12 protein-coding genes and 1 pseudogene are annotated in these 18,522 nt (G+C 44.5%); 2 read left to right on the top strand and 11 right to left on the bottom strand.

Translation table 11 applies throughout. From position 1 onward, the window contains the following. Positions 1–22: 22 nt before the first annotated feature. The 8 genes from KIH86_RS02815 to KIH86_RS02780 form a co-directional block, all read right to left on the bottom strand. Positions 23–1,612: an ABC transporter substrate-binding protein gene (locus tag KIH86_RS02815; RefSeq protein WP_235775236.1), complete on the bottom strand. Its 1,590-nt coding sequence runs from the start codon at positions 1,610–1,612 to the stop codon at positions 23–25. After that, positions 1,609–3,243, bottom strand: coding sequence for a response regulator transcription factor (locus KIH86_RS02810; RefSeq protein WP_223110283.1), 1,635 nt, complete (start codon positions 3,241–3,243; stop codon positions 1,609–1,611). The genes KIH86_RS02815 and KIH86_RS02810 overlap by 4 nt, the downstream gene beginning before the upstream one ends. Next, positions 3,209–4,990: a sensor histidine kinase gene (locus KIH86_RS02805; protein WP_223082389.1), complete on the bottom strand. Its 1,782-nt coding sequence runs from the start codon at positions 4,988–4,990 to the stop codon at positions 3,209–3,211. The genes KIH86_RS02810 and KIH86_RS02805 overlap by 35 nt, the downstream gene beginning before the upstream one ends. 111 nt (positions 4,991–5,101) lie before the next feature. Next, positions 5,102–5,986 (bottom strand): carbohydrate ABC transporter permease, encoded by an 885-nt coding sequence (locus tag KIH86_RS02800; RefSeq protein ID WP_235775235.1) that lies wholly within the window; start codon positions 5,984–5,986, stop codon positions 5,102–5,104. 12 nt (positions 5,987–5,998) lie between these two features. After that, positions 5,999–6,958 carry an ABC transporter permease gene (locus KIH86_RS02795; protein WP_235775234.1) on the bottom strand — a complete coding sequence of 320 codons (960 nt, stop codon included), beginning with the start codon at positions 6,956–6,958 and terminating at the stop codon, positions 5,999–6,001. A gap of 183 nt (positions 6,959–7,141) precedes the next feature. After that, the gene (locus KIH86_RS02790) at positions 7,142–9,883 is read right to left on the bottom strand and encodes a GH36-type glycosyl hydrolase domain-containing protein (RefSeq protein WP_223082388.1); all 2,742 of its coding nucleotides are present in this window, start codon (positions 9,881–9,883) and stop codon (positions 7,142–7,144) included. Between the two features lie 47 nt (positions 9,884–9,930). After that, positions 9,931–11,805, bottom strand: a complete 1,875-nt coding sequence (locus tag KIH86_RS02785) for a TolB family protein (protein ID WP_223082387.1) — start codon at positions 11,803–11,805, stop codon at positions 9,931–9,933. A 50-nt stretch (positions 11,806–11,855) separates the two neighbouring features. Beyond that, on the bottom strand, positions 11,856–12,965 hold the full coding sequence (locus tag KIH86_RS02780) for a pectin acetylesterase-family hydrolase (protein ID WP_223082386.1): 1,110 nt from the start codon (positions 12,963–12,965) through the stop codon (positions 11,856–11,858). A 233-nt stretch (positions 12,966–13,198) separates the two neighbouring features. Here KIH86_RS02780 and KIH86_RS02775 point away from each other — a divergent pair, with 233 nt between their 5' ends. Together KIH86_RS02775 and KIH86_RS02770 are read left to right on the top strand one after the other, a co-directional pair. Then, positions 13,199–13,882, top strand: coding sequence for a response regulator transcription factor (locus tag KIH86_RS02775; protein ID WP_223082385.1), 684 nt, complete (start codon positions 13,199–13,201; stop codon positions 13,880–13,882). Next, positions 13,872–14,939 (top strand): HAMP domain-containing sensor histidine kinase, encoded by a 1,068-nt coding sequence (locus KIH86_RS02770; protein ID WP_223082384.1) that lies wholly within the window; start codon positions 13,872–13,874, stop codon positions 14,937–14,939. Before KIH86_RS02775 ends, KIH86_RS02770 begins: the two co-directional genes overlap by 11 nt. A gap of 19 nt (positions 14,940–14,958) precedes the next feature. Here the strand turns inward: KIH86_RS02770 and KIH86_RS02765 are convergent. The 3 genes and pseudogenes from KIH86_RS02765 to KIH86_RS02755 all read right to left on the bottom strand — a co-directional run. Beyond that, positions 14,959–15,375: pseudogene (locus tag KIH86_RS02765) on the bottom strand (transposase); the annotation flags it as partial. Between the two features lie 363 nt (positions 15,376–15,738). Next, entirely contained in the window at positions 15,739–17,289 is a 1,551-nt protein-coding gene (locus KIH86_RS02760; RefSeq protein ID WP_223082383.1) for a tannase/feruloyl esterase family alpha/beta hydrolase, read from the bottom strand. A 44-nt stretch (positions 17,290–17,333) separates the two neighbouring features. Next, a complete protein-coding gene (locus tag KIH86_RS02755) occupies positions 17,334–18,380 on the bottom strand; it encodes an alpha/beta hydrolase (RefSeq protein WP_223082382.1) in 1,047 nt (348 codons plus the stop codon). Between the last annotated feature and the right edge of the window lie 142 nt (positions 18,381–18,522).

Below are 18,522 nucleotides of genomic sequence, written 5' to 3'. Positions count from 1 at the left end.
GAGAGCCGGATTCAGAACCTTATTACTTATTTCCCTCTACCCAAGCGTCCAGTTGTTTTTGTTTCTCTGCGATAATTTTGTCGATTCCTGCCTCTTTCAGCTTCGAAATAAACTCTGGCAAATATTTTTCCGGATCGATCGTTCCCGTCTCTAAAGTTCGCTTGTATTGATTGGTTACATTCGTAACAGCAGTAATTTCTGCCTTGACGGCTTCGGCATTAAAGGTAAAACCAAGCGCCTTCGATTTAATTGCTGATTTATTGAACTCATCAGTCTGCTTCCACAAGTCCGGACTTTGTCCTTTGCGGACATAAGACAGAAATTCATTTCCCATGAGGAATTGCAAGCCGTGGCTATACGCGCTGGTAGATGCATCGACTCCTTCCGGATAGTCAATCATATCCTCTTGACCAGGCACTTTCACGTAGTGGGTACCTTCAATCCCCCAATCGATCAGGTTGACGATCTCCTTATCTGTGAACAACAGGTTCAGAAATTTAATGGCTTGCTCGGCGTTTTTGGAGTAATAGGGAACTCCCCAAAGGGCACCTGTAACTCCTTCTGTAGTCGAGACGGGCTGCACCAGTTCGACAGACGCCATGTCTTTACCGGTGGAAATCGACTCCTGAACATCAAAGTCCGGCTTCATCTTGGCTGTACTTGCAAATAGCTTATCAGCTCTCTCCAGATCGCCTGTTGTCGTTTGGGTTGTAGCGGCATCCTTGAGAATGTAGCCTTCTTGATACCACTTATGGAGCAGTTTCAGCATATCTGCATATTCCGGCATTTCGTACTTGTTGACTACCTTAAGGCCGTTATCATAATTTGGCAGAACGCCGAAACCATCCCCCAGATTATCTACAGGAAACATGGTGTCGATAAAGGTAAATCCAACACCTCCCGGCGAAATTCCCGCCATCCCCGGTTCATTTTCTTTAATCGTTTTCAAAGCCGGCTCAAGATCAGCAAGTGTCTTAATTGAGCTCAAATCAATCTTATTTTTTTCAGCTATGTCCTTCCGAAGCACAACGCCCGCGCTGCTAGCCATATCATGAAGACCAGCGACCCCATAGATTTTTCCATCAACTTTAGCGGCATTCACATAATCCTGACCCAAAGTACTCGTGATATCGCTTCCATACTTCGTCAACAAATCTGTTATATCCAAGAGTTGTCCTTTGGCTATCAAACTCGAATAATTCAATACTACTGTCAGATCCAGCGGCTCCTGGCTGCTGAGCATTAAATTCATTTGCTGATTCCAGTTCCCGTAACTGATAGGCACAAAAGAAATAGTTGCGTTGATTTTGTCAATTAACAGCTTGTTTAACTCCGTCTCGACCACTCTCAGATCCTTAGGCTCGGTACGAAAGATCGGAATGGCCACTTTTAATTCAACAGGCTTTGCGTTTGTCTCTGCTGCGGCTGAAGTAGTCGGAGATGAAGACGACGCTGCCTCATTATTGCCATTCGAACTGCAAGCTGTAAGCATAAACGATGTTGCCATGGTCATGGCCAGCAAAAGGCGGCTAAAGACTACTTTTTTTCTCATATAAGCAAATCCCCCATAAGAATAGATTGTTCTTGCTATCTCAACTATATCTTGATTCATTCCAATGGACTTACGTTTTGACGACTCGTCTCTTGCGATTTGCCGACTTCCTGATGCTTGAGACGGTACTCCACTGGACTGCATTTCATATACTTCTTGAATATATTTGTAAAATGCGAGAAGTTGGAGTACCCTACAGATCCGGCCACCTGACTGATTGGCATATCCGTCTTGGTCAGCAGTTCGCTGGCCATCCGGATACGCTCGTGTATGACATAGTCTGATATGGACAATCCGGTCTGCTTCTTAAAGATTCTTGACAGGTAATCTGGGTTCAAGTAGGTTTGAGCTGCTATAATATCGCGGGATAACTCATCGCTCTCCAGATGGAGCGCAATATATTTCTTCACCTTATCGACAACATTATCCGCTTCCGAGTGTTCAATGGCTTTGTCCACTGTATGTCTTACCCAAACTTTCAGGTCGGCTACGGAACGTGTTGCATTGTCGGATAATTCAGTTGAAAGCCTGTCGCTGAACAATTGATGAGCCTGAATCCCTTTCAGATTCAATACAAAGTACACCAACTGTAAAAAATCCAGGTGAAGCTTGTGAAGCACTTCTGCATTAATTTGTTTCAAGAGCACCAAGCGATCTAAATATGACGATACTTCATTTATTATGGTATCCTTTGCACCTTTCTTGAGCAGCGTAGCCCATAGCTCCATGTCCGGCAAGCGAGCAGCTACCGTACTAATTGCATCCGCTTTCAAAAAGAAAACTTTATTGTTAAAAGCAACATTATTTCGTTCCAGACTCACCAGTTCGTTATACATGTCCGATATTTCATGAGCGTACGCCGATGCGCCAATATAGCAGGAGATATCGCAATAAAAATAGCGGGTACAGGATTCGATATACGCTTTGCATTTGGTCAACAGCTGTTCGGTTATCGCGTTCTCATCGGATTCATGGACGAAGATAATCAGCATTCGACTGCGGTCTAACGGGACAATGCTGCCCATTTTTAATTCTCCGATAAGCATTTCTTCTGCACTGTTCTTTAGCGCATACTCCAGTATTTTTCTGCTGCGCAAATCCAGATCCTTACTCCAGCGCTGCACGCTTATCAGCAAAGGGAGAAATCTCATCTCTGCCGAGAACGGCAATTTAGATTCCTTCATAGCCTCATTAACGGCTAATTCTTTCGCAGGAATGGTATGATGCAGCAAGTCCAGCCAAAACCGTTCTACGACAAGCGGCTGCTGCTGCGACCAGAACTTGTGGTAATGATTGAATTGAGTGACACGGGTAAGCCTGCTCTTGGCTTTTTCAATTACTCGCTCCAATTCAACGGTAGGTACCGGCTTTAACAAATAGTCCAAACTGCCGAGTTCAATGGCTTCCTTGGCATAATGGAAATCGGCATGGCTTGTGATAATAATCGAGACCGTATCAGGATAATGCTCACGGACCCAGGACAATAATTGAAGCCCGCTTTCTTGGGGCATCTCGATGTCACACAGCATGATGTCCACCCGATGCTGTTCAAAGACTTCTTTCGCCATTTTTGTTGTATAGGCGGTCAATACTTGCGAGAGCTGCAGCTTCTCCTTATCCAGATCAAATAATAAACCTTCAACAACAAGCATCTCGTCATCGACAATCATTAGGTTGTACATCACTTTCATCCCCCCGGTTCTTGTCATCTTCAAGAGGAAGCAGGATTTCTACTGCTGCTCCATGAGGATTTCGGTTGCTGAATCGAATGATTCCGGATTTTCCGTACAGCAGCCGTAAACGGCGCTGAATATTCCAAATCCCTGTATGCTCGCCATTCTCGTTCACAATGGACTCTCCCTTGTTGATCGCCTCTAGAATATGCTCAGGATAACCCTTGCCGGTATCTTCAATGTTTATCACTAGATAAGGAAGCGTTTCCAGTTCTGCGAGATCTGCCTTTATCACAATTCCGATGGGCTCTTCCAAATTGATAGCATGTTTGATGGTATTTTCAATAAAAGTTTGAATCATAAGCGGTGGAACCGGAGTATCCTGCAAGAAATCAGGTATATGGACAGAAACAGAGATGCAGCCGGGAAAACGCAATTCCTGTATTCTCAAATAATTGAGAGTATGCTCAATTTCATCTTTCAGCAGTACATAAGAATGATTGCTTCTGAAGATGAATCGGAAATGCTGAATAAGGCAAAGTGTCATTTCCATCAGCAGCCCTGTCTTATTGACTTTCGCCATATTGTACAAAATCGTAAGAGAATTCATGAAGAAATGCGGATTCATTTGCAGCTGCAGCCGCAGCAATTCTTCTTTTTGTTTGCTGATCTGTTCTTCATATACATCAATTTTCAATTGCCGGATTTCAGCTACCATTCCATTAAACGTCTCATTCACCATCTGAAATTCATTTGTTGACGGTGCCTTCTGAATTTGCGCCTCCAGGATGCCGCTGCGTATTCTTTTCATGGCGAGAAGTAACCGGTTTAGCGGAATGAGCACGGTTCTTCGCAGGAAATACAGACCGATGGGTATAAGCAATAAAGCCAGCAAGGGAAATAAATAAAAGACCCTTTTCATATGCGGCAAATTTTGCAGGATCACCTCATCGGGGATGATCACATTCAGAAGGAAACTGCCATGCCTGGATTGCTTCCCAATAATCAAGAACTTCCGTTCTTTCCCGCTCAAGTAGTAATCTGTTTGCTCAGGATGGATGGAGAGTTGATTACTTTGTGCTAATTGCGCATTTGTAATCGGTTTCCCATTCAAATCTGTAAGTAACACTCCGCCGCGATCTCCCAATTGCAGAAGGCTAAGCGGGATCGTGAGTTTATTGGCTTCAACGACAGCCGATAAATAAAGCTCTGAATACTTCATCGTATGGAACAGGTAGTACTTCCCATTTATTTCTTTGAAGACCCAGCCAAGCGAGCGATAATCATTTTGTTGCGTCCGGACAATCGCTTGTTCTCTGATAAAATCATTGATTTTTATTTGCAGGTCGTAATTGCTGAGGTCATTATTCACTTCTAAAAAATCATCCCGCTTCTTGTCATACACGATAAAGGATTTGGCTGTCGAATACATATTGATATCATTGGTCATTGTATTGCTGAGCAATACCTTAGAGATTCGATAGATGTCCTCCGAATCCGTCTGCGCCATCGAAATAAATTCCTGGTTAAGCGCCACGATGTTATTCATATAGATATCAATGGCTTCCAGGTTATTGTCGATTTGATTCATGTATAACTGGGTCATCTGAGAGTAGGAATGTGCCACCTGGTTACGCACAACGCCGATTGCGTATAAATTGTTGTAAATCAGAATGCCAATGATCGGTAGCGTCAAGATCAATACTCCAATGATCAACCTCGCCCGAATGGTTTGAAAGTTAAACCAACGTTTTCCAGATGCCATCTCATTTCTGCCTCCGCCTGTATTTTGTCCTTTGGTCTTTTCATAATAACAAAAAGTCCACTGGACGCCTAAGTAATTAAGCTGCCCGAAATGGACTTGTCGCTATTCGCATTAACCTTTGACGGCGCCGACCACTATGCCTTTAACAAAATATTTCTGGAAAAACGGATAAGCAATCAAAATAGGAATGACTCCGATTACAGCTATCGCCATTTTCACGGTTTCAATCGGCGCACTTTGCAGCAGAGTAGGATCGGCGCCAAAACTGCTGCTCGATAAAAACTGGGTGTCTGTAAGAATTCGATTGAGCAAGCTTTGAATGCCGTATAACTTGGAATCTGTCAAATAAATCAAACCGTTGTTCCAGTCATTCCAGTAAGCGATCGTCTGAAACAATCCGACAGTGGCCAGAATGGGCATCGATAACGGTAAAATGATTGAACCGAACGTGCGCCATTCTCCGGCTCCATCGATCTTAGCCGATTCAATAATCGGCATCGGAATTGAAGTCAGGAAGAACGTTCGCATGAGCATTACATTGAAACCGTTCATTAACAGCCCCGGAACGATCAATGCCCAAATGGTGTTTTTAATATGAAGCATTTGTGTATAAACCAGATATGAAGGCACCAAGCCGCCATTAAACAATAGGGTGAAGAAGACGGCAAACGCGATCACATTTCGTGCTGGATAATCCCTGCGTGAGAGTGGATAAGCCAGTAAGGCAGTCATGGTAAGGCTGACTGCTGTACCAACTATAGTGACGAATATCGTGATGCCATAGGAGCGTAAAATTTCGGAGCTGCTATTCCATAAATACCGGTATGCCTCCAGACTATAATGAGCAGGAAACATCGAAAATCCGCTCCGCATAATTTCCTGTTCATCGGTCAATGAAGCCTGAATCAAAAAAATAAAAGGAATAATACAGGCTGCGCTTATCAAAAGAAATATCACATGTCCGCCAATACGCCAAGATTTATATTCCGAATTCACAATAGTTCCCCCTTAAAACAATGCATTGTCTTTGCTATAAATTCGAACCATCCAGTTGGACAGCATTACGAGCACAAAGCCCACGATGGATTGATAAACGCCTGCTGCAGCCGACATTCCCATATCGCCAAGCCCCATTAGCCCGCGGAATACATAAGTATCAATAACATTTGTCGTCGAATACAGCGGACCGGAGTTCAACGGCACCTGATAAAACAATCCGAAATCCGAATAAAAGATTTTACCTACCGCCAGCAGCATGAGCATAATGATTACCGGCATAATAAGCGGAATTGTAATGGACTTGATTTGCTGCCATTTCGAGGCGCCATCGAGGCGCGCCGCTTCATAGTACTCTTCATCAATTCCAATAATTGAAGCGAAATAGACCACAACCGAAAATCCTATGCCTTTCCAAAAATGAATAATCGTCAAAATAATCGGCCAATATTTCGCTTCAAAGTACCATTGGATCTCGTCCAACCCTAATGCAGGAAGGATTGATTTGTTCATAAGCCCCGTATCTGCGCTAAGAACCGCGTAAACCAAGTAGCTGATGATGATAATGGAGATCAGCTGCGGCAACAGAATGACGCTTTGATAAAAACGTGAGAAGAACTTGTTCTTGATTTCATTGAGTAAAATAGCCAAAAGGATCGCAATAACAGCTCCCATTACAATCCAGATTACGTTGTACAAGATGGTATTTCGGGTAATTACAAAAGCATCCGAAGTATTGAATAGGTATTTGAAATTGCGAAATCCGACCCAATCGCTGTTCCAGATCCCCTTGGTAAAATCAATATCCTTGAAAGCAATAGCAATTCCAAACATAGGTAAATAGTTATTAATCAACAAATAAATTATGCCGGGAAGCATCATTACTGTGAGTGGCATAAATTTAATAACTGATTTTAAACCTGACTTTCGTCTTGCATTGACCTTGGTTTCTACTGTAGCAATCTGCTGCATGTCCATCCCCTTACCTTTCTTTATTTCTTACTTTAATCCTAAAGGAACAGGGACATTGTAACTAACGGTTTGCCGACTTATCGGTATCGGTTTGCCGACTTCCTGAAAACTTAAAATTAGCATCACAAAAATAACTCCCTCCCAAATTCGGAAGAGAGTTCATATTAGATGAATTCGTGAAGACTAGAACTTTTGCTCCAGTTCAACCGTTACAGTATTTACCGAATTGCTGCACAATTGAGTGATGTCGCTCTGTTTCAGTTTTACATATGATTGATTGGACTGGATTTCCACCTTGCTTCCGTTAATTCTTACTTCCCGAATGCAATATTGACCAGCCTCGAGGAAGGATTGGTTGATATAAGTAATTTCCAGCTGTTTGCCTGCAAATGCAGTTTTTACGGAAGCATGTCCTTCAATGTCAAACTGGGCACTGGCAAGCTTCGGTGCAAGAACCAGATCGCCTAAATCTCCCCTTACACCGAATACCTGTGTTAACATGGTCATTAATAACCAGCTGGCTGACCCGGTCACATAATGATATTTCCCCTGGCCTTCATGATTGACGTACTCCGGTATACCCGGATAGATTTTGGATTTCTTGGTATCTGTGCACAGCGAATAAATATTGGAAAGAACCTCGAAGGCTTCCTCTGTAAAGCCCCTTTGATACAACGCATTGGTAAACATCACCGCCATATGGCTGAACATGCCTCCGGTTTCCTTCTCCCCATAAATGAGCGCGAACCCGCGTCCAAAGTTCCACGTGTTCGGTCCCAGCGGAGTTGTAAGGCGGTATCCTCCGGTGTTCGGATCTTTCAGGAGAGCATTGGCAGCCTCATAAGCTTTCGCTACCTGATCTTCTGTAGCGGCGCCTGACATAATCGCAAAGGTCTGGGCTGTGAGGTTCATTCGGGTGCCATCTTCGTGATCCCCATCTACACGCTGGCCGTCATTGTTATAGTATCCATTAAAGAAGCCGCTGCCGGTTGCCGAATCGATCCATTCTTCCTTGCGGATATGATTGAGAACCTGCTCTCCTTTTCGTTTTAAATCAGCAGCAAGTTCATCAATAGAGACTTCAACCCATTCACCTGAAAATCCATAGCTTATGGCATCAAAATATTGGTCAAGCCGTTCTCTTTTCAAAGCTGGAACGTCTTCTTCAAGTGGCGATGCAAGAATAAGCAGTTCTTTAAATAGTTTTACCGTATCGACATGTTTCAGCTCCTTGTATTTAAGCAGCAATTCTGCCATGGAAATAAGATTCCAGCCATAAAACGCCGTGAACGGAACCGTCTCGCCCTTTTCGGTCGCCATATCGAGCTGGTCATTCCAGTCTGCATCCTCGAGCTTCATATTGTTGAAATCGCCTACGTTGTAGAAGCACACCAGATGCTGCAGCAGGATATGTTCAAACACACTTCCCGTATATGTTTCCCCTGCCCTATTCTTTTGAGCATTCCCTTGAGCGGGCGTCCACTCATGATCTCTTGCTTTCGCCCGTTTAATCTGATGATCCTTCCAGTAGGTATTCTCTTCAAATAAAATATCGATATCTCCGGTCTGATCGATATATAACTTAGTCGTGAAATACGGCCATACTCCATGATCCATCCAGACTCTGGAGATTTTGTTGCGGTCAGCCGCAAAATTTCCTTTGCCTTTTAAAATAATAGTGGCATTGCTGCCATCCAATCTCACACCGCCGAAATTGGCAACCAGAATATCCCTGGTTTCAGCAGGATTTTGCAGAATCAATGCCAAATAATCTTGCCATAGATCACGCCATCCTCTTCCGCCTCTTCCATAGTCATGATGCGGCAGAAACGAACAGCCGTAAATTTTTCTTAGCGTCGGCTGAAGTGCAATCCACTGCATCCATCGGTCGAAATCTTCATTTCCACTCTTAAAAGTAATAGCTTGCACTTGATTCTTCCAGAAATCATGGTTTGCTTGCAGTGCCAAGCTAATTTTCTCGCTGCTGCCGTATCTCTCGATACAACGGAGAATTTCTTCTTCATCATCAGTAACTCCGCTTATAACAATATACTCCCTGGATTCACCGGGAGAGAGCTTGGCCTCATTAAAACGGATCGCCCCAATCGCTTCCATCCCGTCTCGCCGGTTCGGAGCATCCGTGTAGACCTTCTTGTTGGTTACAACGGCTTCCGGCCAGTCGAAGCTGCCGCCGTCGCCAATAAACTCAACGACTGTCGGGAATTGGCCGGCAGGCTTCTGGCCAGTCCCTTCAACAGCCAATACAAAATAGGACGTTAGATTCGGCTCATGGCCTCTTTCGTCATGATGGATTGTTGGTTTGACCGACATCCCATAATCATACAAACTCATTCGGTGCATCATAGATGTGGCATGTCTATGGTCACGGATATTGTCTGCGGATCGACCAAAGACGGGGATCGCCGTCGTAGGCGTTATCATCAATGCCTCATCAGAAATATTGGTGATCTTTACCCACATCAGTTCCACTTGATCATCTGTTGCCGGACAAAAGCTTGTAATTTCCGACTTTATGCCCTCTTGAGCATCTTCTCGGACCAATGTGTGGGCAAGGAATGCACCTGTAATTTGAGTTTCCACCTTATCCCCGTTTGTAAATCGATTGGCAATTTGTTTCGCCGAATTTCCAGTCAGAGAATATGCTCCGGACTTTTCGCTATAGATCCAAAAATTTCGGGAGGAGCGGTTATTATGCAAATCCTCCATGGAAACAGGCAGCGAAAAGAATGAATTGAGCCCTGTTTTGGCATCCCCATTCAGTCTCGGAGTAATCGAGGACATCATACCGGCCTCGTTGCAGATTGGAAAATACAACTCATTGATGGTATGGGGATTCTTCCATTCAAATGTCCCTGCATCATCAATGAACCGCCATTCTGCCTTTTTCTCATTTTTGTTTATCATCGTTACATTTCCTCCCGTGATCATTTGCTGTACAAACTCACAATGGTTTATCTGTTAATGGCGGTCGCCGCAGGAATAAACGTATCTCCAGCCTCGGCAATAACAGAAATCGATTGACCGGGTGAAGCAAGCGCTCGAATTTGTACTCTACCATCGTTTCCGGTCTTTCCGGTCTGTCCGTTAATCGTTATCTTCGCGCCTTCTACGGGCCGGATATCTCCATACACGTTCGCGGTCACATAGGCAGTAATTATTAGCTCGTTACAGTCCTCAATAGTCTCAATTCTTAACGCCAAAGGCGACGCTTTGGGCAAACTTGCCGGGTTCTCGCCAAGTCCTGGCAAACCGCTGCGGGTCGTTCCATTCCACGACGAACTGATTGTGCCGGTCAGGATTGACGGCGGCTGACCCGCTTCAACTTTTTCCTTCATCGTAAAAGTCAGTTGTCCCTTCACACCGCCCATGTTCTTTCCGTAAGAATCGGTTGCGGTCAGATCCTGGGTCCATATCATTTTCCGGCTGGCGCTGCCCTCAACAATTTCCGTGCCATTTAGAAAGTAGATTCCATCATTGCTGAAAGCGGAATATTCCGCTTGAAATCTTCCGTTAATTAGACTTCCATCAATGGTTAGGGTAACCATTCCGCCTTCAAGGCCATAAAGAGTATGAGTTCCTTGAAAATCGGTACTGCCTCGATATTCGCCGGGCGTCAGTGCCCAATCTCCAATCTCGGTAACTACTGTAGGCATTGGATCTGCTGCCGGACGATCAATACTTGCAAGTAAAAGGCGATTTGGCGCCGGACCTTTTTGAAGGACATAATCATTGGCTCCTGGCGCAGGTTGCTCAAACATCCTCTCCTGAAGCAAGATTTTGGTACTGTCCGGGCTCCAAAACGGCAGACCGGCGATATTATTAGCCGTAAATATTTTACCGCCGGTATAAGGCGCCAACGGCTGCCCCATGAGCTTTCTTTCCGTGTCCCCCTCAGCTGACAACAACCATGGCTGCAAGTCACAAGCGAACCCGGCCTGGCTTGATACATAATGAATCGCGATCGCAGAACCAACGAACAAATTCATAAATGTCTGCGTTAATGGGAACAAGCTCAAAGCGTCCAACCGATGCATAGTTCGCCAGGAGGCGCAAACAATGGAACTGCCGTCTGGAGCAATGGCCCCATCCTCATCCCAATCATCATCGTATGTGAGGCGAGTAATCTCTCCGGTCGCAAAATTCATTTTAAACTGATCAATATTGCCACCTGCAGTTTCTGTTACAAACAGCATGGAAGCGCCGCCGTCGGCGAAAGATTTAAATTCAGACAACGTACCGCTGTTGGCCCATCCTTCCGGATTGGTATCATCAGGGCCCTTTGGTCCAGGCGGATTGACAACCCGGTATTCTGTTGCCACATATTTCTCATCCGTTCGTTCCAATTTGCATACCAACATGATTAGCCCGTCTGGCCGCACGGCATTGTATGCCAAGTGAATGCCATCCGGAGCCAAATGATATGTTCTTCTGCCAATAATCGGTTTACCCGGAACCTGATCACCTGAAAGATCGATCTTGAACCATTGATAGGCTGTACAATTGTATAAATCAGGTTCACATTCTAAAATATAAGCCTGATCTCCCAGCTCATCCGATAGAAATAGCCTTTTATTATCCGGAAAGATATAAGAAAAAGCCCCGAGGATATTCGGGCGATCCTTCATTTCGTTGGTAATGCACTTTAGTTGACTTCCATCCGCGTTCACAACCCATTCGTAACCGCCATTGTAATCATGAAACAATATATGTTCTCCATCCGGAGACCAGGTGGGTGCCCATGGCATTACACCTTCAGGCAAAGAGATATATTCATGATAAATGGCATAGAACGGATTAATGTGAGCTTTGTCTCCCTGATTCTTCATCGTTAAAGACTCCTTATCATTTCATTATGCTTCGGCTCACTCGCATTGTCTTACTTATTGAGCAACTCAAGTCCTACATCTGATACCATTCCATTTACCGCTTCCCACATCCATTGCTGAAGGCTTATTCCATGACTTGCGGGTACAGAAAACCTTGGGCTGCGAATAAGCGTGTGTTGTGTTCCCAGAAGCGCTGGATCAATATCAGGATTGGGGAAGTCGAACAAGAAAAGCCCTATGCTGGGGATTTCAGCCTTTAGCGTATCGATCATTACCTTTAAATCCGTCTCAAACTGTAGATTCTGCTCTTTCACCAATTGTTGAGAGCCGTGACTGAAATAGTGTTGATACTTAGCCAGCTCGCTATCTCGAGTGGAACAAGTAAAAAGATAACGAATATTCTCGCCTTTTTCCAAGTAGAGCGCACGAAGCCAGTCCAATACGATGTTACTGCTTTGCAGCGGCCCCCATATCCGCTCATTCGCTTGCCATACGTCGCGCGCAGCTGCTTGCCAATCATCGAAGAAGAGCATACAGCTGTCCGGACAGCAGGTCACATCATGACACTCCGGGAAGAAGCTCATTACGTCAGAAGTTAGAGCCGAAGTAGCGAAAGCCCCCGCGCTATCACCAGTGACCAGCAGCTTCTCCGGTTTAGGCAAATGCTGTATGGCTTGCTCCATCAGCCCACGGTAATTGAGATACCCATGATGGTGAAGCACGGCTGGACTGCCTTCCAGATCGGTATAGTGAAAATCCGCTTGGCCAACATGGAAATCACCGCTTACATAGTTGACGGCAATAATGCTCCAGTTACGAAATGGATTCTCTTGGTTATCGCTGCATAAACCGTTCATGGTAACAATGTCCAAAAGCGGCAGAGCTTTATCATCCATATAAAAAGCTTCTCTATCCCCACTATCCCAATGAATGGGACGCGCTGCGGTGTAATTATTAACTGAAACACCGCCTCCCGAGAAACAGACAATAAGATTGGGTTCTGTCCCTTTGCGCATGTATCCGTAATAAGGCGTACCTCCGGCACAAACAGCATCTGGAACCGGTACCTTATACCACGCTCCGGTTAGCGGTTCGCTGTCCAATACCGGAAGCTGCTTTTCTGCAATTTTTTTCTTCAATGCATCCAATTCTTCTGACATATCGGTATCTCCCCTTTATTGATGAAATTGCTCCCAATCTATATGCTAGCGGATACTAAGCCGCACTACCTGCGGTTTCCCGACTGATCTTTTGCAGTTTGCCGACTTCTAAGCGAGAGATATACTATAATCATTTCAGTAGTCAGGTTGATAAACGAAAATGAAATGGGTACCCTATACTGGATACAGTCATTTTCATAGCCGTGAATTATTAGTCGAAAGGAATGTTTCGCATGTTTAAAGTTCTCATTGCAGAGGACGATAAAAATACGGCAAAGTGGATGAAAGCTGTCATAAGCGATGCAGGATATGAAGTACTTCTTGCCGAGGACGGCAATGCCGCTTTAGAAATCATGGACTTACAACATGTTGACTTAATCATCGTTGATATCATGATGCCTGTGTTGGATGGATTGGAATTGACTCGAATGATCAGAGAAAGCCGCAACAATATTCCCATTCTAATGGTTACTGCAAAGCAACTCTCAATAGATAAACAGAAGGGATTTCTGGCAGGGACGGATGATTATTTAGTCAAGCCTGTGGACGAGGATGAAATGCTTCTTCGTATCAGAGCATTGCTTCGCAGAGCTCAGGTCTTAACCGAACGCAAACTTCATTTGGGTAAAGTGACTCTTGATTACGACGCTTTCACCATCTCCAGAGCGAATATAATACTGACGCTGCCGCAAAAAGAGTTTTACCTGCTTTACAAATTGTTATCATTTCCCAATAAAATCTTCACTCGTATTCAATTAATGGATGAAATTTGGGGGAAAGATTCGGAAACAACAGATGTGACGGTGAATGTGCATATTAATCGCTTAAGGAAACGATTTAAGAACGATTTTCCTGAATTCGAGATAGTTGCAATACGAGGCATAGGCTACAAGGCGGTAATACATCATGACTTATAAGAACAATACAGAAAGAGAAGGCCGCACATTAAGCAGCTTAGGGCTAACCATCGCGTTTACACTTATTGTGTTTTTTATTTTGCTAATCTCAATCTTCATAGCATTGCTGATCATACTAGCTCTCGCTTATATGGGTCTTTACACTCCTGCTCCAAACGCCGGAGGCGGTTGGCTAATTGCCTATATTGCCACGGTTAGCGTGTTGGTCAGTCTGGTGGCTTCGTTTATCTTTAGCCGATTCCCTCTCAGACCGATTCGTCAGGTCATTAATGCTTCGGAAGAGTTGGCGAAAGGCAAGTTTGACGTGCGTATTCATCTCAAAGGTCCCAGAGAATTGAGAAAGCTAAACCAGAGTTTCAACCATATGGCGGAGGAATTGGGTAGCCTTGAATTGCTGCGTTCTGATTTTGTTAATAATTTCTCCCATGAGTTCAAGACGCCAATTGTATCGTTGAAAGGGTTCGCCAAAATATTGAAGCGCCAAAATTTGTCGCCCGAAGAGCGGGATGAATACCTGGACATAATCATTGCCGAATCAGAGCGCCTGGCCGAATTAGCTACGAATGTGCTTAACTTGTCCAAGATTGAAAATCAGACCATAATTGCCGATAAAGAACTGTTTAATGTAACCGAACAAATTCGACAGGCAGTGGTTTTACTGGATCAAAAATGGACATCAAAAAATATTAATTTCCAATTTGAATCAACAGAAATCATGCTTCGGGCAAATGAAGACCTGCTAAGTCAGGTTTGGATCAATCTGTTGGATAATGCAATCAAGTTCTCTCCAAAGGATGTGGAAATTTACATTCAAATTCATTCTACAGCCGAACAAGTTGAAATTCTTATTAGTGACAATGGACCCGGAATCGACGTGGATAAACAAAAATATATATTCGATAAGTTCTACCAGGGTGACACATCACACTCTACTTATGGCAATGGTTTAGGTTTGAGTATTGCTCAAAAAATTGTAATGTTACATGGGGGAAACATACAAATCACCAAATCGGATGAAACAGGCACCACATTTAAAATTACGCTGTCGCTAACATGATTGTCTGATAAATAACAAAGGTTCCGTCCACAAAGTAATGCTCCAGAGAAACGTATTTTTCGTCAGCCAGAAACTGAAGCACGGCGGTAAATACCTTTTCGAGGACGTTCTTCATTCGCTGGGAACGGAAACGATTAAGGGTGCGGAAGTCTGGTCGCTGCCGTCCGGCCAGCCACATGAAGGGAATGTTCTCCCGCACGGCTTTGGCGATTTGACGAAACGAATAGATTCGCTGGGCGTAGGCATAGATAATGACTTTGGTAAGCATTTTAGGGTGGTAACTGTCGCGGCCACCGCCGGGATAGGCAGCGTCAAAGAAGGCGTCGTCGAGCCGATTCACGGCTGCGTTCACGACACGAACGAGGTGATGTTCTGGAATGTCTTCTTCCAGATCCATTGGCAAGCAAAGTTGGTCCATGGTATATTGAATGTACAAAGAGATCGCTCCTTTTGAAATGGTTGGGTGGTACCTCCATTTTACCAAAAGAGCGATTTCTTTTTTTGCGTTTTTAAGAAACGGTTCCCGCTTAAAGCAGCGGAGAGGACGGAACGATTGTGGAAAAGCGCAGCGGTCGCCTTTGTGTCCGGATTTTCACCGTTAAGGAGAATGAAAAAAATCTGGGCACAACAGTGATTGGAACAACGGTCCGTTCGTGGAGCGTCCACACCAAGCACACATGTCGATCCTGCTCTAAACATGAGGGGTGCCCCAAGCAGCCATTTCATGGCTTTTGGGACACCCCCCTGATTTGCACAAATGGAAAATATTCCAGTGACTAGTGAATTGCTTTGAAGCGAATCAAACAAGGTACTTCCGAGCAGGTTTTGGCAAATTGCCAACAAGGTGTTTGTCCCTAACATAATTGTCAGGCTGGTTTGGATCTCCCGATTCATATACTGCCATGTACGGATAGGCATAGACAGGTCTCTCATATTCATATTCGTCCAACATAAAGCCATTTAGCATGGAACCATCTTTAAAAGCTACCGGCAGCAGCCGATCTGGTGCAATTCCCTCCTCAACCCATGCGGAAAGGGCAGTAAGTGCATCATGTTCCTTATCCTTCGGTGTTGCCCTGAATCCGATTCCAATGTCCTGAATCCCTGGACCACCAAAGACGTGTGCAAACCCTGGGACTAGGAAGTATCGGAAGAAAGATTGTGTGCGATCCAGACCGTTCTGCGCGTCAATAACCCGCTCATAATATTGCAGAGAATCCGTATATGGGATAATGGGATCGGCCATCCCGTGCAGCATAAGGATTTTCCCGCCGGTGTTCTTAAAGTCCCGCAAATCTGCGCTGTTTGCATTTAGAATTGGCGCCAGCTTCTCATTAACAAGATCAATATCACGGTTGAAATCAAACTTCGTGAAGTCGTAATCTTTACCGAAAATCCAGCGAAATAGATATAGAAATTCCTTTGCAAATTTTTCTGTATCACTTTGAGCAGCAAGACCCAAAGGACAGCTCTCACTCCCCGGTACAATTACCGATTCAAAAATCCGTTCTCCCGTGACAGGATTTATAGGACCACTATAAATTTTCTCCAAGGCACGGATTTGCGCAGCATTCAACAGCTCACATTCTTTAAAAATCTCCGTATCGATTGTTACCCGATCAGGTTGTGCCAGGAATTTGTCTCCTGGGATACATCGCCCTTGAAGACCATGCTTTCCAAGAATCAGTTCCGTAACCGCTGAAGCCTGTTTTTCGTCAAACTTGGCATCTGGCTCCTGCGTTAATGCCAGCCAATTCCATATGAAAGCAGTATGCAAATGTGTGCGATTATTTGCTGGTGCTGTTACCAGAATCCCATCATAATCCTCCGGATACCGTTGTGCTTCCATCAGTCCCTGCTGACCGCCAGTAGAGCCTCCTGTGAAATAAGAATATTTAGGCGCTTGTCCATAAAAGGCTAAGATAATTTGCTTCGCAATGACCGTCATAAGATGCGTTGCCCGATATCCGAAATCAATCCATCTTTCCGGCTTACCTATAAGTTCATCCGGGTCTGGGGCTGATCCCATATCTGTGTTTGCTGTAGCATATCCCCGGCGCAATCCATTGCTCAAAGAAAATCTGTCAATCACGCCTGCATATCCACCGTTCCCAGTCCCGAGAAAATTCCCGTTCCACTCAGCAATCGGCAGCCAAACCTCGATCAATATATTGGATTCGCCTTCCGGGTTTATTCCGACGCACACGCGACAATAATCCGGCAAGTGCTCCAGCGCAAAGCCAAGGCCAAAATCCGGAATACCCGCAGGTATAAGCTCGATTTGAGTAATTTCTCCATTTGTAATGACCACTGCTTCGAGCTTTTTTCTTGCTTCTATTTCACTTAACATTTTCTGCTCCCTTTCATTATCCGTGTTTATCGTTGCAATCCCAGTTAAAATTCCAGATTTTCAAGCCACTCAACAGCAAGTTGCGACCAATGCATGACATGCTCCATTCTGGGATTAGGTTGACCCTTGCCATCCGCTAGTCCAAGCCCGTGCGGCCCATGAGGGAAGCAATGAAGCTCAAACGATATTCCCCAGTCCGTCAGTTCCTTGGCCAGATTTAAGATAAATCTGGGATCGTCTTGCTGGTTCGTCTGCCATAAGAAAAAAGGCGGCGTATCCTCACCGATATTTTTCTCAGGAGAAAAATACAGTTTATGTTTAAGCTGCGGATCATTAAAAGGTACACTGATGAAGCCGCTCGGATCCAATTCATACAATTTATTTTCATCCATCTCGCTAAATTCTGGGGTTTCATACAAAATAAATGGAACTCTAACTGGAAAAGAAGATTGTGAGAATGCACCATAGCCGAGAATCACCCCGTCTGGCCGGCATGAAACCCGGTCAATGGGGTCCGATGCATCAACGGCTCCATAGTCAAAATGAACGGCGGCCATCGAGGATAAGTTGGCTCCTGCCGAAAAACCGGCAACAGCAATTTTATCCGGTCTGATATTCAACTCAATTGCTCTGTATCTCAAAACACGAATTGCTCGTTTAATATCCATCACAGAAACATACTGGGAATACGGTTTTAATCTATAATCAAGTACGGCTGCAGAATAGCCAGCCTCTACCATTTTAAGAGCTACGGGAAAGCATTCATACGTTGATTTAATATTGTAGCCGCCGCCTGGTGAGATTAGAACGATGCCTTTTGGTTCGGGACCCGCATGAGGAAAGAAAGCTATTTGGGGTTGATTTTGTCTTTCAAATTCGGAATTGAACTCCGGCGCTCCCTCTTCCCATAGCGGAATGGAATCAAACATGGCAAATTGCTTATTGAAAAAATCCCTTAAATAATGAACCCGTTCCTTCTCATCTTTCATGGCTATAAATGCTTCAGCAGAAAATTCATTCCAATAAAAATCATTTCTAGCCATCTCCACTAACTCTTGAGTGTTTCGTTCGAACATTCTGGTGCTTTCCATTTATACATTCCTCCCAGTTCCAGCCGATTACTTTTAGGATACCGGAATATTTATAAGAGCACTTACATTTTGACGACTCTTCTCTTGTGTTTAGACGACCCTTGATCCCCCATTCTTCAGCTGTTTGAGTTTATTTGAAGTT

Source organism: Paenibacillus sinensis, assembly GCF_019904155.1.
Lineage (GTDB): Bacteria > Bacillota > Bacilli > Paenibacillales > Paenibacillaceae > Paenibacillus_AQ > Paenibacillus_AQ sinensis.
The sequence above is the reverse complement of the archived record's forward strand: the minus strand, read 5'-3'. Positions and strand labels throughout refer to the sequence as shown.